Raw genomic sequence first — 20,772 nt, 5'->3', positions numbered from 1 at the left:
CGCGGCGGCTATACCCACATGCTTTCCGGTCATCCGAAACGGGAATTTTCATTGGCCGATCTCGACGCCCTCAATGCGATCATCGCGCCCGAAGCCGAGGCGATGGGCCTTGCGCTCGTGCGCGTCGCCTTTTTCGGTGGCGAGAGCGATCCGACGCTGCAGGTGATGGCCGAGCGGCCCGACACGCGCCAGCTGACGATCGACGATTGCGCCGACCTGTCGCGCCGCATCTCGGAGCGTCTCGACGCACTCGAAGAAGCGGGCAAGGACCCGATCGACGTCGCCTATCGGCTCGAAGTGTCGTCGCCCGGCATCGACCGGCCGTTGACGCGCCGCGCCGACTTCGCCGACTGGGCGGGGCATGAGGCAAAGATCGCGCTCAAGGAAAAGCGCGATGGGCGCCAGCGCTTCAACGGCGAGCTGATCGGCATCGACGGCGATACCGTCACGATTTCGGATAAGGAAGGGGTGGAGCATAAGCTGCCGTTCGACGCGATCGACACGGCGAAGCTCGTTCTCACCGACAAATTGATTGCCGCAACCGTCCCGCTCTCGATCGAGGGCGCCGACGAAATGGAAGAAGAAGGACAGGACTGATGGCCACTGCCATTTCCGCCAACAAGGCCGAACTCCTCGCGATTGCCAACAGCGTCGCCAGCGAGAAGATGATCGACAAGGGCATCGTCATCGAAGCCATCGAAGAAGCCATCCAGCGCGCCGCGCGTGCCCGTTACGGCGCCGAAAACGACATTCGTGCGAAGCTCGATCCGCAGACCGGTGACCTTCGCCTGTGGCGCGTCGTCGAGGTCGTCGAGGCGGTCGAAGATTATTTCAAGCAGGTCGACCTTGCTGCCGGCCAGAAGCTGCAGAAGGACGCCAAGATCGGCGACTTCATCGTCGACCCGCTGCCCGCGGTCGACCTTGGCCGCATCGACGCGCAGTCGGCGAAGCAGGTGATCTTTCAGAAGGTCCGCGAGGCCGATCGCGAGCGCCAGTATCATGAATTCAAGGACCGCGCGGGCGAGATCATCACCGGCGTCGTCAAGTCGGTCGAATTCGGCCACATCGTCGTCAACCTTGGCCGCGCCGAAGGCGTGATTCGCCGCGACCAGCAGATCCCGCGCGAACTGATGCGCGTCGGCGACCGCGTTCGTGCGCTGATCCTGTCGGTGCGCAGCGAAACGCGCGGGCCGCAGATTTTCCTGAGCCGCGCACACCCCGACTTCATGAAGAAGCTGTTCGCGCAGGAAGTGCCCGAAATCTACGACGGCATCATCGAGATCAAGGCCGCCGCCCGTGACCCGGGTTCGCGCGCCAAGATCGGCGTGATCAGCTACGACGGCTCGATCGACCCCGTCGGCGCGTGCGTCGGCATGAAGGGCAGCCGCGTCCAGGCGGTCGTTCAGGAAATGCAGGGCGAAAAGATCGACATCATCCCCTGGTCCGAAGACACCGCGACCTTCGTCGTCAACGCGCTCCAGCCGGCAACGGTGCAGCGCGTCGTGATCGACGAGGATGACAGCCGCATCGAAGTCGTCGTTCCCGACGACCAGCTCAGCCTCGCCATCGGCCGCCGCGGCCAGAATGTCCGTCTTGCCAGCCAGCTCACCGGCAGCCAGATCGACATCATGACCGAGGCCGACGCGAGCGAGAAGCGCCAGCGCGAATTCGTCGAACGCTCGACGATGTTCCAGGAAGAACTCGACGTCGACGAAACGCTCGCCCAGCTGCTCGTCGCCGAAGGCTTCGGCGAACTCGAAGAAGTCGCTTATGTCGGCATCGACGAACTCGCGAGCATCGAAGGCTTCGACGAGGAACTGGCGCAGGAGCTCCAGAGCCGCGCCGCCGAAGGCCTCGAACGCCGCGAAGAAGCGTCGCGTCAGGAACGTCGCGCGCTCGGTGTCGAGGATGCTCTGGCCGAAATCCCGCACCTGACCGAAGCGATGCTCGTCGTGCTCGGCAAGGCTGGGATCAAGACGCTCGACGACCTTGCCGACCTCGCGACCGACGAACTGATCGCCAAGAAGCGCACCGACAATCGTCGCGGCCCGCCGCGCAGCGAGCGTGCCGAGGACAAGGGCGGCGTGCTGGGCGAATATGGCCTGACCGAAGAACAGGGCAACGAAATCATCATGGCGGCGCGTGCGCACTGGTTCGACGACGAAGAGTCGAGCGAGCCGGCAACCGGGGAGGCCGCCGATGCGGACCCCGCGCAATGATCAGCTGACCGAAACCGACCGCGCAAAGGGGCGCGGCCAGCATGTGCCCGAGCGGCGCTGCGTCGTAACCGGTGAGGTTTCGCCGGCGGAGCAGCTCGTGCGCCTCGCGCTCGGCCCCGACGGCACGATCGCGCCCGACGTCCATGGCAAGGCGCCGGGGCGCGGCGCGTGGATCGGTGTCGATCGCGCGACGCTCGAAGCCGCGCAGGCGAAGGGCAAGCTGAAAGGCGGGCTCGCGCGTGCGCTTCAGGACGGCAATTTCACCATCCCCGACAACCTCGGCGCGCGCATCGAGGCGCAGCTCCAGCGCGCGACGCTCGACCGGCTCGGACTGGAATCTCGCTCGGGTACGTTGCTCAGCGGCAATGAAAAGATCGAAACTGCGGCGCGCAAGGGCCAGGTCCGCCTGCTCCTCCACGCCAGCGATGCGGGCGAGGACGGGCGCAAGAAATTGGCGCAGGCGTGGCGCGTCGGCGAGGATGATGAAGGGTCGGGTCGCGAGGGCCGGGTCTTGCCCGTAGACCGCGGCACCCTATCTATGGCATTGGGGCGCGAGAATGCGGTGCATCTGGCGTTGACCGACGCCCGCGCCGCGGACCGGGTGCTGGCGCATTTGAGCCGCTGGCAGTTTTTCACAGGATGGAGTAGGGACGCGGCCAACCGCGATTCCGACCCGCATGCCGCGTCAGTCTCTGGCGAGGAAAATATTGGGGCGCTGCCGACCAGCGACGCCGCTTCGGACGCGTTTTGAAGGAATGATGGTTTTCGATGAGTGACGAACAGGACAAACCGACCCTTACCCGCAAGCCTTTGGGGCTGAAGCGGACGGTCGAGGCCGGGCAGGTGCAGCAACAGTTCAGCCACGGGCGCCGGAATACGGTGGTGGTCGAGGTGAAGCGTCGCCGCGTGCTGGGCCGTCCGGGCGAAGCTGCCCCGGTCGAGATCGAAGAGGTCGAGGCCGCTCCGGCGCCTGCACCGACTCCCGCTCCGGCACCCGCGCCCGCTCCGAAGCCGGCCGCGCCCCGCGTCAGCGAGAACGACAGCCTGATGTCGCGTCAGGAACGCCAGGCGCAGCTGCTGCGCGAGGCTGAAGAAGCGCGCATGAATGCGCTCGAGGACAATCGCCGCCGCGACGAAGCCGCACGCGCCCGCGCCGCCGAGGAAGAAAAGGCACGTGCCGAAGCGCGCGTCGAGCAGGCTGCGGCCAAGGCCGCCGAGCCCGCACCCGCTGCGCCCGTCGCTGCCGAACCCGCCGTCGAAGCGCCCGCTGCCGCCGCCGAGCCGCAGGGTGAGGCCGCGCCCGCACCCGCGGCGCGGCCCGCGACCACCAGCGCGGCCCCCGCACCGCGCCGCTTTACCCCGGTCGAGGCACCGAAGCGCCCCGAACCCAAGCGGCCCGAACCGAAGGCGACCCGTGGCGGCGACAGCCGCCGCCAGTCGGGCAAGCTCACCGTCACGCGCGCGCTGAACGACGATGAAGGCGCGCGCGCACGCAGTCTCGCGGCGCTGAAGCGCGCCCGCGAAAAGGAAAAGCGCTCGCACATGACGTCGAGCGGCCCGCGCGAGAAGCAGGTCCGCGAAGTCATCGTTCCCGAAGCGATCACGGTACAGGACCTTGCCAACCGCATGGCCGAAAAGGGCAGCGACCTGGTCAAGGCGCTGTTCAAGATGGGCATGCCCGTCACGATCAACCAGACGATCGACCAGGACACCGCCGAACTGCTCGTCACCGAGTTCGGGCACGAGATCAAGCGCGTCAGCGAAGGCGATATCGACATTCGTCACGACGAGGATGTCGACGATGCTGCGCATCTGAAGCCGCGCGCCCCGGTCGTCACGATCATGGGCCACGTCGACCACGGCAAGACCAGCCTGCTCGACGCGCTGCGCGGCGCGAATGTGCAGGCGGGCGAAGCCGGCGGCATCACGCAGCATATCGGTGCCTATCAGGTGAAGACACCCGACGGCTCGCTCGTCACCTTTCTTGATACGCCGGGCCACGAGGCCTTTACCGAAATGCGCCAGCGCGGTGCGAACGTCACCGACATCGTGATCCTCGTGGTCGCCGCCGACGACGGGCTCAAGCCGCAGTCGATCGAGGCGATCAACCATGCGAAGGCGGCGGGCGTGCCGATCATCGTTGCGATCAACAAGGTCGACAAGGAAGGCGCCAATCCGCAGCGCGTCCGCGAACGCCTGCTCGAACATGAGCTGGTGGTCGAGGAAATGGGCGGCGACGTCCAGAATGTCGAAGTGTCGGCGCTGAAGAAGACCGGCCTCGACAAATTGCTCGACGCGATCGCGGTGCAGGCCGAAATCATGGAGCTGAAGGCCAACCCTGACCGCGCCGCCGAAGGCACGGTGGTCGAGGCGAAGCTCGACAAGGGCCGCGGCCCCGTGGCTACGATCCTCGTTCGCCGCGGTACGCTCAAGGTCGGCGATATCTTTGTCTGCGGCGCTGAAAGCGGCCGCGTCCGCGCGCTGATCGATGACAAGGGCCAGCAGATCAAGACGGCCGGCCCGTCGGTTCCGGTCGAGGTCCTCGGCCTCGGCGGCGTGCCGATGGCGGGCGATACGCTGACTGTCGTCGAGAATGAGGCACGCGCCCGCGAGGTCGCCGCCTATCGTCAGGAACAGGCGCTCAGGAAGCGGACGGCACAGGCGCCGGTCAGCCTCGAGGGCATGTTCGAGGCGCTTGCCGACAAGGCCAATGTCATCCAGTTCCCGGTGGTCATCAAGGGCGACGTGCAGGGGTCGGTCGAAGCGATCGTCAATGCATTGAACCGCCTGTCGACCGACGAGATCCGCGTTCGTGTGCTCCAGTCGGGCGCCGGCGCGATCACCGAGAGCGACGTGACGCTGGCGGCGGCATCGAACGCACCGATCATCGGCTTCAACGTCCGCCCGAACGCCAAGGCGCGCGAGATCGCGAACCGCGAAAAAGTGCGCTTCATGTACTATGACGTCATCTACCACCTGACCGACGAGATCGCGAAGGAAATGGCGGGCGAACTGGGTCCGGAACGCGTCGAAACCGTCGTCGGCCGCGCCGAGGTCAAGGACGTCTTCCCCGCCGGCAAGCGCGACAAGGCCGCGGGCCTGCTCGTGCTCGAAGGCGTCATCCGCAAGGGACTGCATGCCCGTCTCACGCGCGACGACGTCATCGTGTCGGCGACGACCATCTCGTCGCTCCGCCGTTTCAAGGACGATGTCGCCGAAGTGCGCGCCGGTCTCGAATGCGGTGTCGTGCTGGCAGATACGAACGACATCAAGGCGGGCGACCACCTCGAAGTCTTCGAAGTCGAACTGCGCGAACGGACGCTGTAACCAGCGTCCGCTCCGCGGAGCGGTGGAGGCACCGGCATGGCTCGCTATGTGGCGCTATTCGGCAGCATCAACGTTGGTGGCAACCGGCTGACGATGGCCGATTTGCGCGCGGCGTTCGAGGCCGAGGGGTTCAGTCGTGTCGAAACCGTCGCGGCGAGCGGCAATGTGCTGTTCGACCATGACGCGCGGCCGACGCGCGGGCTCGAAGAGAAATTGTCGATGATGGTCGAGGATCGCTTCGACATGACGAGCGCGGCGCTGGTGCGCGATCGGGACGAGCTGGCCGCGGCGATCGCCGACAATCCGTTCGCGGGCACGAACGAGGACAGGATCGTCCACACGATGTTCCTCGACGGGCAGCCGACCGCGGAACAGTTCGACGCGCTCGCGACCGACCACCGGGTCCGGCCGAACGAGCGCCTCGCGCTCGGAGACCGGGCGCTCTATATCGACTTTGGCGACGGGGCGGCGGACAGCAAGCTGCACGCGCGGTTGATCGAACGGCGGCTGGGGCACAAGGGTACCGCACGCAACATGCGCTCGATTGCGCGGATCATCGCGAAACTGGACGAAGAGGCAAAGGGCTAGGCGATGAAAACCGAAAAGGACCGGAAAAAGGATGGCGGCCCCTCGGTCCGCGTGCTCCGCGTCGGCGAACAGGTGCGCCACCTCCTCTCCGAAATCCTCGCGCGCGGCGACGTCCATGACGACGTCCTCGCAACGCATCCGGTGAGCATCACCGAAGTGCGCATGTCGCCCGACCTGCGCCATGCGACGGTGTTCGTGAAACCCTTGCTCGGCAAGGACGAGGAAGCGGTGCTCAAGGCGCTGCGCACCAACACCGCCTATCTGCAGAAGACCGTCGCATCGAAGGTGCGGATGAAATATGCCGCGAAGCTGAAATTCCTGTCGGACGAAAGCTTCGACGAGGCGAGCCATATCGAGAAATTGCTGCGCGACCCGAAGGTGGCGCGGGATTTGGAGGACAGGGACGCCGAATGACCGCAATCCCTGCGCCGCAATCCATCGAAATTGGCGGCGAGATTTTGTGGGAATTGCTGTTGGTCGGACCGGGGCCTCGTCCAACGCGAGAGACCGGCAAGCTGAGCGATATTCTCAATCGAGGTCTATGGGCTCGGTCGCAGGGTACAGATTCCGACGGCGATTGGGATGAAGTCGAGCCGGTTGCCGACTGGCGATATTGGTATCAAGCCACACGCCCGGAGCCTGACCAGCGTTTCATTGTCGAAGCGATCGGCGAGGCCCCGCTGACCTTTTCGATAAATTCCACCAGCTCAGAGCTGACGGTGATCGTCGCTCGGTTTTTCCACGATTATTGTGGTGGAACGCTGGTAGCCGATGCAGAGCTATCCACGCGATTAAGGGCTATTTCCCCTTCTTGATCCCCGCCGCCTGCTCCAGCTCGACCAGCGCCTCCTCCAGATAGTCGATCATCCGCTGCGCGTGCGGCACGCTGCGCCGGCACGCGGTGATGCCGAAGTCGATATTCTTGAAATTCGACACCTGCGTGATGTTCATCGCCATGCCATCGACGGGGATGCTCGCGGGGTACATGCCGTCGAGGCGCGCGCCGTTCCAGTACATCTGTTCGCGCGGACCGGGGACGTTCGAAATCGTCACCGAGTAAGCGGGGAATTTGTCGGCGGTGCGCGTCAGCGCGGTCAGCATCATGGGAAGGCTGGTGATCGCGGTATAGAGCTGGATCTGCGCCGCGGTCATGGCGCGCAGCTGCGCCTTCGCCGAATTCATCGATTCCTGGATCATCGCCATGCGCGTCGCGGGATCGTCGATATGCGTCGCGAGGTTCGCGGTCACCGACGCGACCGAATTGCCCGAATCGATATCGTCCTTCGGACGGATCGACACCGGCGCCATGGCCTTCAGCGGCTTGTCGGGGAGTTCGTTCAGCGATTGCAGATATTTGCGCATCGCGCCCGCGCACATCCCGAGCACCGCGTCGTTGATCGTCCCGTCATAGGCCTTGCCCATCGCGCGTACGCGCTCGAGCGACCAGCTTTGCGCGACGAAGCGGCGCGCGCCGGTGATGTTGCGGTTGAAGCTGGTCCGCGGCACGCCGGAGAAGGGGGTGACGAGCCCGTCGCCGCCGATGCCGAACATCGCCGCGAGATACTGGTTCATCGCCTTGGTCACCCCGACGCTGTTGCCCCATTGCTCCTTCAGGAAATCGCCGATCGCCTTGATGTCGGTCAGGCTGGGGCGCGCGGGTTTCTTCGGCTGCGGAAAGAGCCGCTTGTACGCTTCATAGGCTTCGACCGAGAGCGGCGACGCGGTGCGGCGCTCGTCGGGGTCGGCCGACAGCATCGAATTATAGAAATGGATGCTCGCGGCCCCGTCCATCAGCGCGTGATGCACTTTTTTGAAGGTCGCGATCTGCCGGTTCGGCAGCCCCGAGATGAGCGTGATTTCCCACAGGGGCCGCGTCCGGTCGAGCAATCCCGAATGGAGGCGTGACGCCAGTTCGAACATTTCGCGATAGCGTCCCGGCTTCGGCAGCGCGGCGGCGCGGACGTGATAGTGCATGTCCATGTCGCGGTCGGGTTCGAGCCGGATCGGGCCATATTGACCGAACGGCGTCAGTTTCAGCACCTCGCTGAACGGCCGCCGAAGGCCCTCGGACTGGCGAAGCAGCGCGAGCTGGTCGTTCAGCCAGTCGGTTTCGTCCACCCCGTCGGGCAGGGTATAGAGGTTGATGCCGCCGATATGCATCGGCATCTCGCGGCTCTCCCCCCACAGGAACATCGCGTCGGTCACCGGCATCAACCGCATGGCAGCTCTCCCCACTGTTTATGCTGCTTCTTTTGTGCGCAGCATGACAGCGGGCACGAGCGAGTCAAGCGTGCGGGTCGGTGGTTTCCATGATTAGAAACCCGCGGTGCTGCGGATGACGAGGAAGGTGACGCCGAGGAAGGCGAAGCCCGCGGGTACCGCGAGGATTTGCGCGGCGACGGTGCCGCGGTCCATCGGTCCCGTCCAAGTGTCGAGCGTTCCGCCGATGCGGTCGAGCGGCGAGATGTGCTCGGGTCCCTTTTGCGCGTGAAGGACCGAGGCGGTACCGAAATAGATCAGGGCGTAGAGTGCCGAGATGACGAGCATGAAGATCGTCGCCGTGTCGCGGCCGGTCGCGGCGCCGATCCCCAGAAAGAAGATGGCATAGAGCGCGAACATCCAGCGCCAGATCCCGCGCGGCAACTGGAAACCGGCCTGCATCCCGTGGACTTCATAGGGGTCGTTGGACAGGCGGGCGAGCATTTCAGGGGTCGGATCAAACATGGGGAAGCTCCACTTTCCTCGATAGGGCCTGATCACGGTCGCGATGGACCCAGATCCCCGTGAGCAGGCTTTCGGCGATCATCCGCGCCTTGGCGCCGATATGATGCGCAGCCTCGGGCGACGGCGCGATGTCGTCCAGCGTGGCGTAAAACAGCATGAGCCAGCGCTGGAAATCGGCCTGATCGAGCCCGGGGATGGCGAGGTGCTTGACCATTGGATTGCCCGAGAAATTGCCCGCGCTGAGCAGGATCGACTGCCAGAAGCGGTTCATCTGGCCGAGGTGGCGCGTCCAATCATCGATCCGCGGCTCGAAGATCGGGCCGAGCACCGCGTCGGTGCGGACCGCCGTATAGAAATGATCGACCATCGCGACGATGAACGCCTCGTCGATTCCCATGGCACGCGCATCGTCGCGGCGGCGCTCGCGCGCGGCGAGGCTGTGGGGATGGGCGCGGGATGGGGTGCTGGTCATGGGCTCGACTCGATAAGTGGTATTTGAAATACCTTTTATTCACCCTTGATCGAAAAATCAATATTCAATATACCTATTTTATGCGGCTCAGCCTTCATAGCGATTATGCCCTGCGCATCCTGATGGCCCTCGGCGCCACCGGCGAACTGATGTCGGTGGACCAGATCGCCGGGCAATACGGCGTGTCGCGCAACCATCTGGCGAAGGTCGCGCAGCGGTTGCAGGCGCTGGACTATGTCGTGACGCAGCGCGGACGCGGCGGCGGGATGCGGCTGGCGCACGACCCGGCCGCGATCAACGTCGGCACGGTGGTGCGTCAGTTCGAAAATCTCGACACGCTGGTCGAATGCATGGACCCCGCGACCTCGACCTGTCCCGTGCGCGGGGCGTGCGGGTTGCAGGGTGCGCTCGGCGGCGCGCTGGCGGCCTTCCTCGGTCACCTCGACGGCTATACGCTTGCCGACCTGCTGCCGCAGCCCGCCCGGTTTCGCGCTCTGCTGGATGCCGTCTAATCGCCCGTTGCATGGCGCCGTGAAGGCGGTAACAGCATCATCATGGCCAAGCTCTATTTCTACTACGCCAGCATGAATGCCGGCAAATCGACGACGCTGCTCCAGGCGGATTTCAACTATCGCGAGCGCGGCATGGAAACGATGCTGTGGACCGCGGCGCTCGACGACCGTTATGGCGTCGGCCAGGTCACGAGCCGCATCGGGCTGATGGCCGAAGCGCATAAATTCGATCCCGACAGCGACATGTTCGCTGCGGTGACCGCCGAGCACCGGGAGCGCCCGCTCGCGTGCGTGCTCGTCGACGAAGCGCAATTCCTGACGCGCGCGCAGGTGCTGGGTCTCGCGCGCCTCGCCGACGAAGTGGGCATCCCGGTGCTCTGCTATGGTCTGCGCACCGATTTTTCGGCCGAGTTGTTCCCGGGATCGGCGGCGCTGCTCGGCATCGCCGACGCGCTCGTCGAGCTCAAAGCCGTGTGCGAATGCGGGCGCAAGGCGACCATGAACCTGCGCGTCGATGAGCAGGGGCGCGCGGTGGTCGAGGGCGCGCAGACCGAGATCGGCGGCAACGACCGCTATGTCGCGATGTGCCGTCGCCATTTCATGGCGAAACGGCGCGAAGCCGCGGAAGCCCTCGCCAATGCTTGACCGTCTCTATGTCGACCTTACCGACGGCGACCTCAAGCTCGTCAAGCTGACCGAAGGGCACCGCGAGGCGCTGCGCGCCGCCTGCGCCGCCGACGCCGATGTCTGGACGATCTATTCGTCGAGCTTCGGCCCCGACCATTTCGACAAGAGCTTCGACACGCTGATCGGGGGCGCGGGCCGGATGCCTTATGCGATCCTCGACGGCGACCGGCTTGTCGGCATGACCGCCTGGCTGCGTCCCGATATGTCGGCGCAGACGGTTGAGGTCGGCAACAGCTTCATCCACCCTGATGCGCGGGGGACGGGGTTCAACGGCCGGGTCAAGCGCCTGATGCTCGACCACGCCTTCGCGACTGGGATCCGCCGCGTCGAATTCCGCATCGACGAACGCAACAAGCGGAGCCAGGCCGCGGTCGCCAAGCTCGGCTGTACCAAGGAAGGCGTACTGCGCTCCGAACGGATCACCTGGACCGGCTATGTGCGCGATACCGGCCTCTGGTCGCTGCTGGCGGGTGAATGGGGAGGACGGGGCGCCTGAACAGCTCCCAACCCCGGGGTCAGCACCGGTTCAGGATCGATCTGCTAGGGCGCGCGTCGAATGCCGGGCGGGATAGCAGAAAGACTCGACATGAAACAGAAACTCGCACTCTCCCTGGCCGCCATGCTGCTTCCCCTTTCTGCGGCGGCGGCCACCGAGCCCGCAAAGGAACCGCGCGAACTCGGCGTCGAATCGAGCATCGTGTTCCCGAGCGACAGCACCATCCGCAACTGGCAGGCCGACCGCGACCGCGGCATCTGGATCGAAGGGCGCCGCGGCGAATGGTATTATGGAACCTTCGCGGGCATCTGCCGCGACATCGATTTCGCGCAGGCGATCGGCGTCGAAACGCGCGGGGCCGGGCGGCTCGACAAATTCGCGTCGATTGTCGTGCGCGGCGAGCGCTGCCTGCTGTCGTCCTTCGTGACGTCGGCACCGCCGCCGTCGAAGCGCGACAAGGCGAAGGATATCATGGGCGAAAAGCCCGCCGCAAATTGACAATTGCTGCCCGGCGCGCCTAGCGGCGCGGGGATGAACGGCTGGATCATCCTCGACAAACCCCTGGGGCTCGGCTCGACGCAGGCGGTGGGCGCGGTGAAACGCGTCTGCCGCGAGGCGGGGCTGGGCAAGGTCAAGGTCGGCCACGGCGGCACATTGGACCCGCTGGCGTCGGGGGTGCTGCCGATCGCGCTCGGTGAGGCGACGAAGCTGTGCGGCCGGATGCTCGACGCGAGCAAGGTCTATGACTTCACCATAATGTTCGGGACCGAGACCGCCGGACTCGACGCCGAGGGCGAGGCGGTCGCGACCAGCGATGTCCGGCCGACCCTCGCCGAAGTCGAAGCGGTTCTGCCGCAATTTACCGGGCCGATCGAACAGGTGCCCCCCGCCTATTCGGCCATCAAGATCGACGGCGAACGCGCCTATGATCGTGCCCGCAAGGGCGAGACGGTGGAGATGAAGGCGCGGAGCGTGACGGTTTACGCGCTCTCGATTCGCCGGGATGACGGGCTTGGGGCGAGCGCGCGGCTCGGCTCGATCACGCTCACAGCGCATGTCTCGAAGGGTACCTATATTCGCAGCCTTGCGCGCGACATTGCGCACGCCGTCGGCAGCGTCGGGCATGTGACGATGCTGCGCCGTACGAAAGCGGGGCCGTTCGACCTGTCGCAGGCGATTTCGCTGGACAAATTGAACGCATTCGGCCAAGGGGCCGCCCAATCAGAAGTATTTCTGCCGCTCGAGGCAGGGCTGGTCGACATCCTGGCTCTGAACCTTTCCCCGGAAGCGGCAGGGGCGATCCGCCAGGGTCGTGTCTGGACCGGGGTAAGCGCGGATGACGGGCTCTATTGGGGAAGGGACAGCGAAATGCGTCCCGTTGCCCTGATCGAGGTTTTGGCGGGAACGCTGAAAGTCGTCCGGGGCTTCAATCTGTAAGCAGGATGTTCGAGGAAAAGAAAATATGTCGATTACCGCCGAGCGCAAAACCGAAGTGATCAACGACAACGCCCGTGCAAAGGGCGATACCGGTTCGCCGGAAGTCCAGGTCGCGATCCTGACCGACCGCATCAACACGCTGACCGATCACTTCAAGGCGCACCACAAGGACAACCACAGCCGCCGCGGCCTTCTGATGATGGTCAACAAGCGCCGCAGCCTCCTCGACTATCTGAAGAAGAAGGACGAGGCCCGCTATCAGGCGCTGATCGCGAAGCTGGGTCTTCGTAAGTAAGAATTTCTGGCGGCCCCGGATTTCCGGGGCCGCTGTCATATTGGTCCCGTGCAAAGTGCCGGGCCACAGGGCCGCTCCCGCATCCGGCGGGACCGCCATCGGGGCAGACAGACGCCCTACACCGCCCCGGGCCGGATTGCCCGGAATCAGAGGCCCCGCCCGGCATAGGGCCCGGCGGGCGAAGGAAACCACATGTTTGACGTGAAAAAAGTATCGATCGAGTGGGGCGGTGAAACGCTGACCCTCGAAACGGGCAAGGTTGCCCGCCAGGCCGACGGCGCCGTGATGGCGACGCTGGGCGAAACGGTCGTCCTGTGCGCCGTGACCGCCGCGAAGTCGGTGAAGGACGGGCAGGACTTCTTCCCGCTCACCGTCCATTATCAGGAAAAATATTCGGCAGCCGGCCGCATCCCGGGCGGCTTCTTCAAGCGCGAACGCGGCGCGACCGAAAAGGAAACGCTCGTCAGCCGCCTGATCGACCGTCCGATTCGCCCGCTGTTCCCCGAAGGTTTCTACAACGAAATCAACGCCATTGCCCAGGTTCTGAGCTATGACGGCCACAATGAGCCCGACATCCTCGCGATGGTTGCGGCGTCGGCTGCGCTCACCATTTCGGGCGTGCCCTTCATGGGCCCGATCGGCGCTGCACGCGTCGGCTATATCGACGGCGAATATATCCTGAACCCGACCGACGCGCAGGTTGCCGAAGGCGACCTCGACCTCGTCGTCGCCGCGACTTACGACGCCGTGATGATGGTCGAATCCGAAGCGAATGAGCTGTCGGAAGAGATCATGCTCGGCGCCGTCCTGTTCGCGCACGATGCGTGTAAGGAAGTCGTCAAGGCGATCGTCAAGCTCGCCGAACAGGCTGCCAAGGATCCGTGGGAAGTCGCCTCGGGCGACGACAATGCCGCGATCAAGGACAAGCTCAAGAAGCTCGTCGGCAAGGACATCACCGCCGCCTACAAGCTGACCGACAAGTCGGCCCGTTCGAACGCGCTCAACGAAGCGCGCGCGAAGGCGAAGGCACAGTTCACCGAAGACGGCCTCGCTCCGCAGGAAGTCATGGCGGGCATCAAGCTCGTCAAGAAGCTCGAAGCCGAAATCGTTCGCGGCGCCATCCTCAAGGACGGCAAGCGCATCGACGGCCGCACGACGACGCAGATCCGTCCGATCGTCGCCGAAACGCACTTCCTGCCGCGCGCGCACGGCTCGGCGCTGTTCACCCGCGGCGAGACGCAAACGATCGCGACCTGTACCCTTGGCACCAAGGATGCGGAGCAGATGATCGACGGCCTGAACGGCCTGTCGTACCAGAACTTCATGCTGCACTATAACTTCCCGCCCTATTCGGTCGGTGAAGTCGGCCGCTTCGGTGCGCCGGGCCGCCGCGAAGTCGGTCACGGCAAGCTCGCATGGCGTGCGCTGCACCCCGTGCTGCCGACGAAGGACGAGTTCCCCTACACGATCCGCCTCACCAGCGACATCACCGAGTCGAACGGCTCGTCGTCGATGGCGTCGGTCTGCGGCGGTTCGCTCGCGATGATGGACGCCGGCGTGCCGATCAAGCGCCCCGTTTCGGGCATCGCGATGGGCCTGATCCTCGAAGGCAAGGATTATGCGATCCTGTCGGACATCCTCGGTGACGAAGATCATCTCGGCGACATGGACTTCAAGGTTGCAGGCACCGCCGACGGCATCACCACGATGCAGATGGACATCAAGATCGCGGGCATCACGCGCGAGATCTTCGAAGCCGCTCTGAACCAGGCGAAGGAAGGCCGCGCGCACATCCTCGGCGAAATGGCGAAGGCGCTGGGCGAAGCCCGCACCGAGCTGTCGGCGCACGCGCCGCGCATCGAAACGATGCAGATCGACAAGTCGAAGATCCGCGACGTCATCGGCACCGGCGGCAAGGTGATCCGCGAGATCGTCGCAACCACCGGCGCCAAGGTCGACATCGACGACGAAGGCCTGATCAAGATTTCGTCGAGCGACCTCGACCAGATCGAAGCCGCTCGCAAGTGGATTTCGGGCATCGTCGAAGAAGCCGAAGTCGGCAAGATCTATGACGGCAAGGTCGTCAACCTCGTCGATTTTGGTGCGTTCGTGAATTTCATGGGCGGCAAGGACGGTCTCGTCCACGTCAGCGAAATCGCCAACGAGCGCGTCGAGAAGGTCGCTGACGTCCTGTCCGAAGGCCAGGAAGTCAAGGTCAAGGTCCTCGAGATCGACCCGCGCGGCAAGGTTCGCCTGTCGATGCGCGTCGTGAACCAGGAAACCGGCGAAGAACTCGAAGACACCCGCCCGCCGCGCGAACCCCGCGGCGATCGCGGTCCGCGCCGTGACGGCGGCGACCGTGGCGATCGTGGCCCGCGTGGCGGTGGCGGCCGTGACCGTGACCGTGGCCCGCGCCGTGACGGCGGCGACCGCGGCCCGCGCCGCGAGCGCAGCGAAGGTCCGGAAGATCAGGGCCATGTGCCCGACTTCCTGAAGGACTAAGTCCTTCGGTTACCGGAAGATGAGAAGGGGCCGCGAAAGCGGCCCCTTTTTTTGTCGCCAATGGGGTGGGGAGTGGCCGACACGCAGGGATCACCCCTGCCGCTGCCGCCATCCCGCATAGAGATCGGGCTTGCCCTCCAGCCGGACAGGCAGGTGGCGGATATTCATCGCCTGCTCGGCAAAGGGCTTGGCCAGATCGGCATAGATCGCCGCGGTCGACAGGCCGTGAGGTTCGCCGTCCTCGTTCGAATAGGCGTAGGTTACGGACTCGATCCCTGCGAGGCGCATCGCCGCCATGCACATCGGGCAGGGGTGCCCGCTGGCAAACACCGCGCAGCCGAGAAGGTTTGCGCCCAGTGTCTCGCTGGCAAGCCGGATCGCGTTGAGCTCCGCGTGCGATGTCGGATCGCCGGTTTCCAGTATCGCGTTCACGCCCGTGGCCACGATCTGTCCGTCGCGCACGATCACCGCGCCGAACGGGCGGCCGCCTTTCTCCGCATTGGCATAGGCGAGCGCGATGGCTTCGCGCAGCCAGGTTTCACTGTCGTCCGCCATCCGCCCTTTGTTCCGGTCCGAGTTCGGCGTTCAGGAATGCCACGATCTTCGGCCAGCTGTCGATACGCGCGGCGCTATTCCCTTCCGCCGTACCGCCCAGCTTGCTCCATTTCTTCGCTGCGGCCGCATCGGCAAAGGGCGCGCCCATCACGGCGTGGCCGGCATCCTTGTAGCGGAGGACGACCGGTGCCGGTGCGCCCGTTTTTGCGGCGCGCGCGACGATCTGGTCGGTCATCGGGCAGCTCGGCCACAGCTTCTCGGCCTCGCCGCAGACGAGCAGCAACTTGCCCTTGAACCTTTCGACCGGGATGATCGCCGCGGTGTTCTGGTCCAACTCTTTCAATCCGCCTTCGAACACCGCCATCAGCTCGCGTTCGTCGGGCCGCCCCTTGTACGCGAGATGCGGCACCGGTTCGCCCTTTTCGCTCCACGACGAGCTGAACGAGCCGAACATGTAATTCTCGCCCGACATGCCGTCCCACACGACGCTCGACGGCATGCCGAGCGCGACCGCGCGGATACCGGGGTAGCGTGTCGCGACGAGCAGTCCTGCCTCGGCGCCCTTCGAATAGCCGACGATGCCGATCCGCGCCGGATCGACGCCGGGCTGTTTCTTCAGCCAGTCGAGCCCGCGGGTAAAATCCTCGAGCGGGACATTTTTGAGCTTTGCCGGTTTTCCGGGCGCGTTGTGATAGGCCAACTGGAGGACGTTGTAGCCCTCGGCCTGCAACAGCAGCGCCTGCGCTCCGATGTCCTTCGCGAGCCCGCCCTCGGAGCCGCCGAGCAGCAGGATCGCGGGATGCGGGCCGGTGCCGGCGGCGGGGTAGTAGTTGGCGAAAATGCCGCTGCCGGCAATCCGCTGCCCCGTCGGGCCGGCGTCCACGATCTTCGCTGGCGGGGGTGGCTGGGTCAGCATATAGACAAAGCCGCCGCCTCCGATCACGACGAGCGCGCCGAGCACACCCAGAGCTATTTTCCACCTGCGCTTCATGGCCGCCCTCCCTGCTGCCAGGCTGTGTTAGCAATATATAGCAGTCGGTGCATATGCAAGCCGTGCAAGAAGGCGCGCGGGACGATACCCCGCGCGCCTTTGCCGGCCGAAATATCGGGGTGTCAGCCGAACAGCCGCTCGGCATATTCGGTGCGCAACCGGGTCCAATGGTCCCAGTGCGGAGCCGCCTCCGAACCGCGCGTCCGCGCTTCGAGCACGTCGAGATGCGCGTGCCAGCCCGCGCTGACGTTGAGCCGAACTTCGGGATCCTCGATCCGCTTGTGGACGATGGTGAGCAGTACCTCGTCGCCCTTTTCCTCGAGCGTGAAGGTCACGCCGCCGGTGCTGCCCCAGCTGATCGAGAGCATGTGCGGCGCGTCGATTGCGACGACTTCGCACATCATCCGGTGCTCCTCGCCAAAGCCGTCGGGGCGCGTCCCGGGCGGGTCGGTGAGTTCGTCGTTGCGCCACACCAGCTCAACCGGGGCGCCGACGCTGGCTTCCATCGCGCCCGCGGCAAGCCATTGGCGGCGCAGGTCGCTGTCGGTCAGATAGGCCCAGATCCGGTCGACCGGGCCGGGGAGCAGGCGCGCGATCGTCAGCGTCGCGGGCTCGGTGAGCAGGCCATAGCGGTCCTGGTCCAGCATTGTCGTCATCGTTTTTCTCCTTCTTTCCCGGGGAGGGGCTTCTTGGGGGGAGCGGGCGGCGCATCCTCTGCGCGCAGCATCTTTTCGAGCGTGTCGAGGCGACCGGTCCAGAAGCGGCGATAAATGCCGATCCACTGATCGGCGCGCATCAAGGGGACGGGGTCGATGCTGCAGACATGGGTGCGGCCGCGGATATCGCGGCGGACGAGCCCCGCTGTTTCGAGCACCTTGATATGTTTCGACGCCGCCGCGAGCGACATGGCGAAGGGCTCGGCGAGCTCGCCGACGGTGCGTTCGCCGGCGGCAAGCTCGCCGAGCATCGCGCGGCGCGTGGCGTCGCCGAGAGCGTGGAAGATCGTATCGAGGGCGTGCGAATCATGTTCAACCATGCGGTTGAATATGAGGCACGCGATTTAATTGTCAACCGATTGGTTGAATTATTTTGCTTCGATCCCCGCGATGCGGTTTCCGGCATCCTCGCGATAGAGTGACCAGTTGGCGGGGCATTTGTTCACCGGTTTCGGCAAGCCCTGCATACCTTCGGTGACCCAGCAATCGTTGAAGATCGAGCAATAGCAGGCACGCACCTTGAGCTTCCACCGCTCCTTGTTGAACGTCTGCCAGACCTTCTCGGACTCCGGAGTGCGCGGAAAGCTGACAAACTCGATGGTTTCGCCCGGCCGTGCGGCGATCCCTGTCGAGGGCGAGGTGGAAAAGCGCAATTCGCGCTTGTCGGGTCCCGTACAGCATGTCCTGAGCAACTCGATCGGGGTGGTCATCGGCTTGCCTTCATAACGGATTTCGATGGGGCCAAGGATCGCGGGGCCAACGCCATTGTTCGTCAGCGTCAGCGCTATATCCTGATTGCCTTCCTTGTCCCCATTGCTCGTTCCGAAGGTGACAAAGGGCATCACGCCGCCGGTCTGCATCTTCTGCGTCGCTTCGGCCTGGACGAAAGCGAAATAAGCGAGCGCGAGCGACGCGATCAGTGCGGGCAGGCCGATCAGGAAATGCGCGATCGTGATCAGCGGCAGGTAACGCAGCAGGCGCGAACCGATTTCAGCGGCACCAGGGGGCGCGGGTTCGGGCGCGGCATCGGCTTTCGGCGTCTCGGTCATCGGTCTCTCCGTTTGGGCACCGCTGCCTAGCCTGACTTTTCCGCTTTTCCAATCGGCCCGATTGTTGACAATGGTTCGCAATAGCGACTACGGCGCCCGCGAACAGCTGACCTATGGGGGCCATGATGAAAATTCGCACCAAAATCCTGATGAGCTGCGCCACGGCGCTCGCGCTGGCGAGCCAGACCGCGCAAGCACAGGAGGGTGAGATCGAAGCGACCGGCGACATCGTCGTCGTCGGCGCGTTGACCGATGTCGAGATCGACCGCGAGGAAATCGAGATAATCCAGGCGAACGATCTGGCGGACCTGTTCCGCGGCGTACCCTCGGTATCGGTCGGTGGCGGCATCGGGCTGGCGCAGAAAATCTATGTCCGCGGGCTCGAGGATTCGCTGCTCAACGTCACGATCGACGGGGCGCCGCAGCGCGGTACGCTGTTCCACCATATCGGCCGCGTGACGATCGAGCCCGAATTGCTTGAAACGGTCGATGTCCAGGCCGGACCGGGCGAGGCGACCGCGGGTTTCGGCGCCGTTGGTGGCGCGATCCGTTTCCGCACGCGGAACGCGGTCGACATGTTGCAGGACGGCCGCGACATCGGCGGCATCGCCAAGGCCGGCTGGTTCAGCAACGACGGCTACAAGCTCAGCGGCACCGTCTATGGCCGCATCGCGGGCGACATCGGCATCCTTGCCTCGTACGTCCATGTTAACCGCGATCCGTACAAGGATGGCGACGGCGTCCGCCAGCTCGCGACCGGCGCCGAACAGAATCTCGGCTTCGTCAAGGTCGGCGGCGATCTCGGCGGCGGGCACCGCGTCACCGCGAGCTATGAACAGCGCCGCGAGAGCGGGCGTTTCGGCCAGCGCCCGAACTGGCCGGTCTTCGCCAATACCCGGCTGTTCGACGCAAAGGGCAAGCGCCAGACGGCGGTGCTCAACTATGGTTATGAAGGCGACAGCGGCGTCGGCATCGAGGCGACCGGCTATTGGACGCGCACCAATTTCTCGCAGAACCGCGACGATCGCTGGGGCCTCTACGGCGCCGAGATCGAAACCTGGGGCTTCGACGTGCGCGCCAGCCTCGCGATCGCGAACCACGATATCACCGTCGGCGCCGAGCATCGCCGCGACCGGGTAACGAGCGAATATCTTGGCGCCCCCGCGCAGTGGCAGCCATGGGCATGGGACCCGAACATCGGCCGTTTCACCGAAAAGGGTGCCTTGATGGGCGTCTATATCCAGGACCATTGGCGCGTGATCGACCCGCTGCTCGTCAGCTTCGGGGCGCGCTACGACGCCTATGACCTCGACCAGCTCACCTATCGCAAGGGCACCAAGAGCGACGGGCTGAGCGTCAATGTTGGCGCCGAGTTCGAAATCCTGCCGGGGCTCAGCCTCAATGCCGGCTATGCCGAGGCGTTCCGCGGCAAGGAGATCGGCGATGCCTTCACGCTCGAAAAGAACCCCGCGTGGCTGTCGATGTCGCCGACGCTGCGCCCCGAACGCGTCGACAATGTCGAGGGCGGCGTGAAATATGACGCGGGCGGCTTCACCGCCTCGGCGGTCTATTACGAGATGACGATCAAGGACGTCATCCTCGACCAGCTCGGCCGCGACCGCGTTGCGCGGCCGCTTCAGGACTCGGTCTATTACGAGAATGTCGGCACGTTCAAATCGAAGGGGCTCGAACTGCGCGCCGGTTACCGCACCGGCCCGTTCAGCCTCGACGCCTATTACAACCACTATGATTCGCGGCTCAACGGCAACCGGATCGAGGGCTATGAGCATATCGCGCTCGGCAATTCGCTGGGCGACAATATGTCGGTGACTGCGGGGTATCAGCCGAGCGACCATTTCAACTTCCGCGCCAGCCTGACGCGCTTCGAGGATCTCAACGACATCGAGGTGCTGTTCCGTGAAAAGCAGCTCGGCTTTGTCACGCAGACCTATTTCATCGACAAACCCGGCTATACGACGGTCGACCTGTTCGGAAGCTGGTGCCCGTTCGGGACCGACCGGCTCGAACTGCAGGCGGCGGTCTATAACCTGTTCGACAAGCGCTATATCGCGCACGCCTCGACCGCCGATTACGGCCAGCTCGGCCTTGCCGACTATGCGATCGTTTCGGGCCTGCCCGAACCGGGGCGCAATGTTCGGCTGACCGCTTCCGTCCGCTTTTGATGGCGGGCGCGGCTGTCCG

At 64.8% G+C, this 20,772-nt stretch carries 23 protein-coding genes; 15 read left to right on the top strand and 8 right to left on the bottom strand.

Going from position 1 to position 20,772, the window contains the following annotated elements; translation table 11 throughout:
- Positions 1-51: 51 nt before the first annotated feature.
- Genes rimP through ACIPPQ_RS17950 form a run of 7 tightly spaced genes read left to right on the top strand, consistent with a single transcriptional unit; the run spans position 52 to position 6,949 of the window.
- On the top strand, positions 52-597 hold the full coding sequence (rimP, locus tag ACIPPQ_RS17980; RefSeq protein WP_446545431.1) for a ribosome maturation protein RimP: 546 nt from the start codon (positions 52-54) through the stop codon (positions 595-597).
- On the top strand, positions 597-2,219 hold the full coding sequence (gene nusA, locus ACIPPQ_RS17975) for a transcription termination factor NusA (protein WP_446545430.1): 1,623 nt from the start codon (positions 597-599) through the stop codon (positions 2,217-2,219). Before rimP ends, nusA begins: the two co-directional genes overlap by 1 nt.
- Complete coding sequence (locus ACIPPQ_RS17970; protein ID WP_446545429.1) at positions 2,200-2,970, top strand: DUF448 domain-containing protein; 771 nt, start codon at positions 2,200-2,202, stop codon at positions 2,968-2,970. Before nusA ends, ACIPPQ_RS17970 begins: the two co-directional genes overlap by 20 nt.
- Positions 2,971-2,987: 17 nt before the next feature.
- Positions 2,988-5,546: a translation initiation factor IF-2 gene (gene infB / locus ACIPPQ_RS17965; RefSeq protein WP_446545428.1), complete on the top strand. Its 2,559-nt coding sequence runs from the start codon at positions 2,988-2,990 to the stop codon at positions 5,544-5,546.
- A 36-nt stretch (positions 5,547-5,582) separates the two neighbouring features.
- Positions 5,583-6,134, top strand: coding sequence for a DUF1697 domain-containing protein (locus tag ACIPPQ_RS17960; protein ID WP_446545427.1), 552 nt, complete (start codon positions 5,583-5,585; stop codon positions 6,132-6,134).
- 3 nt (positions 6,135-6,137) lie between these two features.
- On the top strand, positions 6,138-6,548 hold the full coding sequence (gene rbfA, locus ACIPPQ_RS17955; protein WP_446545426.1) for a 30S ribosome-binding factor RbfA: 411 nt from the start codon (positions 6,138-6,140) through the stop codon (positions 6,546-6,548).
- Positions 6,545-6,949 carry a hypothetical protein gene (locus ACIPPQ_RS17950; protein WP_446545425.1) on the top strand — a complete coding sequence of 135 codons (405 nt, stop codon included), beginning with the start codon at positions 6,545-6,547 and terminating at the stop codon, positions 6,947-6,949. The genes rbfA and ACIPPQ_RS17950 overlap by 4 nt, the downstream gene beginning before the upstream one ends.
- On the opposite strand, the gene ACIPPQ_RS17945 is transcribed toward ACIPPQ_RS17950, so the two are convergent.
- The 3 genes from ACIPPQ_RS17945 to ACIPPQ_RS17935 form a co-directional block, all read right to left on the bottom strand.
- Positions 6,933-8,354, bottom strand: a complete 1,422-nt coding sequence (locus ACIPPQ_RS17945; protein WP_446545424.1) for a WS/DGAT/MGAT family O-acyltransferase — start codon at positions 8,352-8,354, stop codon at positions 6,933-6,935. The genes ACIPPQ_RS17950 and ACIPPQ_RS17945 overlap by 17 nt on opposite strands.
- 93 nt (positions 8,355-8,447) lie before the next feature.
- Complete coding sequence (locus tag ACIPPQ_RS17940) at positions 8,448-8,858, bottom strand: hypothetical protein (protein ID WP_446545423.1); 411 nt, start codon at positions 8,856-8,858, stop codon at positions 8,448-8,450.
- Positions 8,851-9,330, bottom strand: coding sequence for a group III truncated hemoglobin (locus ACIPPQ_RS17935; RefSeq protein ID WP_446545422.1), 480 nt, complete (start codon positions 9,328-9,330; stop codon positions 8,851-8,853). The genes ACIPPQ_RS17940 and ACIPPQ_RS17935 overlap by 8 nt, the downstream gene beginning before the upstream one ends.
- Positions 9,331-9,410: 80 nt before the next feature.
- On the opposite strand from ACIPPQ_RS17935, the gene ACIPPQ_RS17930 reads away from it, so the two are divergent.
- From ACIPPQ_RS17930 to pnp, 7 genes are all read left to right on the top strand, one after another.
- On the top strand, positions 9,411-9,842 hold the full coding sequence (locus ACIPPQ_RS17930) for an RrF2 family transcriptional regulator (protein WP_446545421.1): 432 nt from the start codon (positions 9,411-9,413) through the stop codon (positions 9,840-9,842).
- 42 nt (positions 9,843-9,884) lie between these two features.
- On the top strand, positions 9,885-10,487 hold the full coding sequence (locus tag ACIPPQ_RS17925) for a thymidine kinase (protein WP_327455663.1): 603 nt from the start codon (positions 9,885-9,887) through the stop codon (positions 10,485-10,487).
- Entirely contained in the window at positions 10,480-11,025 is a 546-nt protein-coding gene (locus tag ACIPPQ_RS17920) for a GNAT family N-acetyltransferase (RefSeq protein ID WP_446545420.1), read from the top strand. Before ACIPPQ_RS17925 ends, ACIPPQ_RS17920 begins: the two co-directional genes overlap by 8 nt.
- Before the next feature lie 90 nt (positions 11,026-11,115).
- Complete coding sequence (locus ACIPPQ_RS17915) at positions 11,116-11,523, top strand: DUF6491 family protein (RefSeq protein ID WP_446545419.1); 408 nt, start codon at positions 11,116-11,118, stop codon at positions 11,521-11,523.
- Between the two features lie 33 nt (positions 11,524-11,556).
- On the top strand, positions 11,557-12,462 hold the full coding sequence (gene truB, locus ACIPPQ_RS17910) for a tRNA pseudouridine(55) synthase TruB (RefSeq protein ID WP_446545418.1): 906 nt from the start codon (positions 11,557-11,559) through the stop codon (positions 12,460-12,462).
- Positions 12,463-12,487: 25 nt separating this feature from the next.
- Positions 12,488-12,757, top strand: coding sequence for a 30S ribosomal protein S15 (gene rpsO, locus ACIPPQ_RS17905; RefSeq protein WP_327455654.1), 270 nt, complete (start codon positions 12,488-12,490; stop codon positions 12,755-12,757).
- 192 nt (positions 12,758-12,949) lie between these two features.
- Positions 12,950-15,259, top strand: coding sequence for a polyribonucleotide nucleotidyltransferase (gene pnp / locus ACIPPQ_RS17900; protein ID WP_446545417.1), 2,310 nt, complete (start codon positions 12,950-12,952; stop codon positions 15,257-15,259).
- A 90-nt stretch (positions 15,260-15,349) separates the two neighbouring features.
- Here pnp and ACIPPQ_RS17895 read toward each other — a convergent pair whose 3' ends face one another.
- From ACIPPQ_RS17895 to ACIPPQ_RS17875, 5 genes are all read right to left on the bottom strand, one after another.
- Positions 15,350-15,814 (bottom strand): nucleoside deaminase, encoded by a 465-nt coding sequence (locus ACIPPQ_RS17895; RefSeq protein WP_446545416.1) that lies wholly within the window; start codon positions 15,812-15,814, stop codon positions 15,350-15,352.
- Positions 15,798-16,805 (bottom strand): acyl-CoA thioester hydrolase/BAAT C-terminal domain-containing protein, encoded by a 1,008-nt coding sequence (locus tag ACIPPQ_RS17890; RefSeq protein ID WP_446545415.1) that lies wholly within the window; start codon positions 16,803-16,805, stop codon positions 15,798-15,800. Before ACIPPQ_RS17890 ends, ACIPPQ_RS17895 begins: the two co-directional genes overlap by 17 nt.
- Positions 16,806-16,927: 122 nt before the next feature.
- Positions 16,928-17,461: an SRPBCC family protein gene (locus ACIPPQ_RS17885; protein WP_446545414.1), complete on the bottom strand. Its 534-nt coding sequence runs from the start codon at positions 17,459-17,461 to the stop codon at positions 16,928-16,930.
- Positions 17,458-17,841 (bottom strand): ArsR/SmtB family transcription factor, encoded by a 384-nt coding sequence (locus ACIPPQ_RS17880; protein WP_446545413.1) that lies wholly within the window; start codon positions 17,839-17,841, stop codon positions 17,458-17,460. Before ACIPPQ_RS17880 ends, ACIPPQ_RS17885 begins: the two co-directional genes overlap by 4 nt.
- A 48-nt stretch (positions 17,842-17,889) precedes the next feature.
- Complete coding sequence (locus ACIPPQ_RS17875) at positions 17,890-18,570, bottom strand: hypothetical protein (RefSeq protein ID WP_446545412.1); 681 nt, start codon at positions 18,568-18,570, stop codon at positions 17,890-17,892.
- A 125-nt stretch (positions 18,571-18,695) separates the two neighbouring features.
- Between ACIPPQ_RS17875 and ACIPPQ_RS17870 the strand changes: the two genes are divergently transcribed.
- Entirely contained in the window at positions 18,696-20,753 is a 2,058-nt protein-coding gene (locus ACIPPQ_RS17870; protein ID WP_446545411.1) for a TonB-dependent receptor domain-containing protein, read from the top strand.
- Positions 20,754-20,772: the final 19 nt, after the last annotated feature.

The organism is Sphingopyxis sp. LARHCG72, from assembly GCF_052871675.1.
This window is presented reverse-complemented; position numbering and strand designations above follow the sequence as displayed.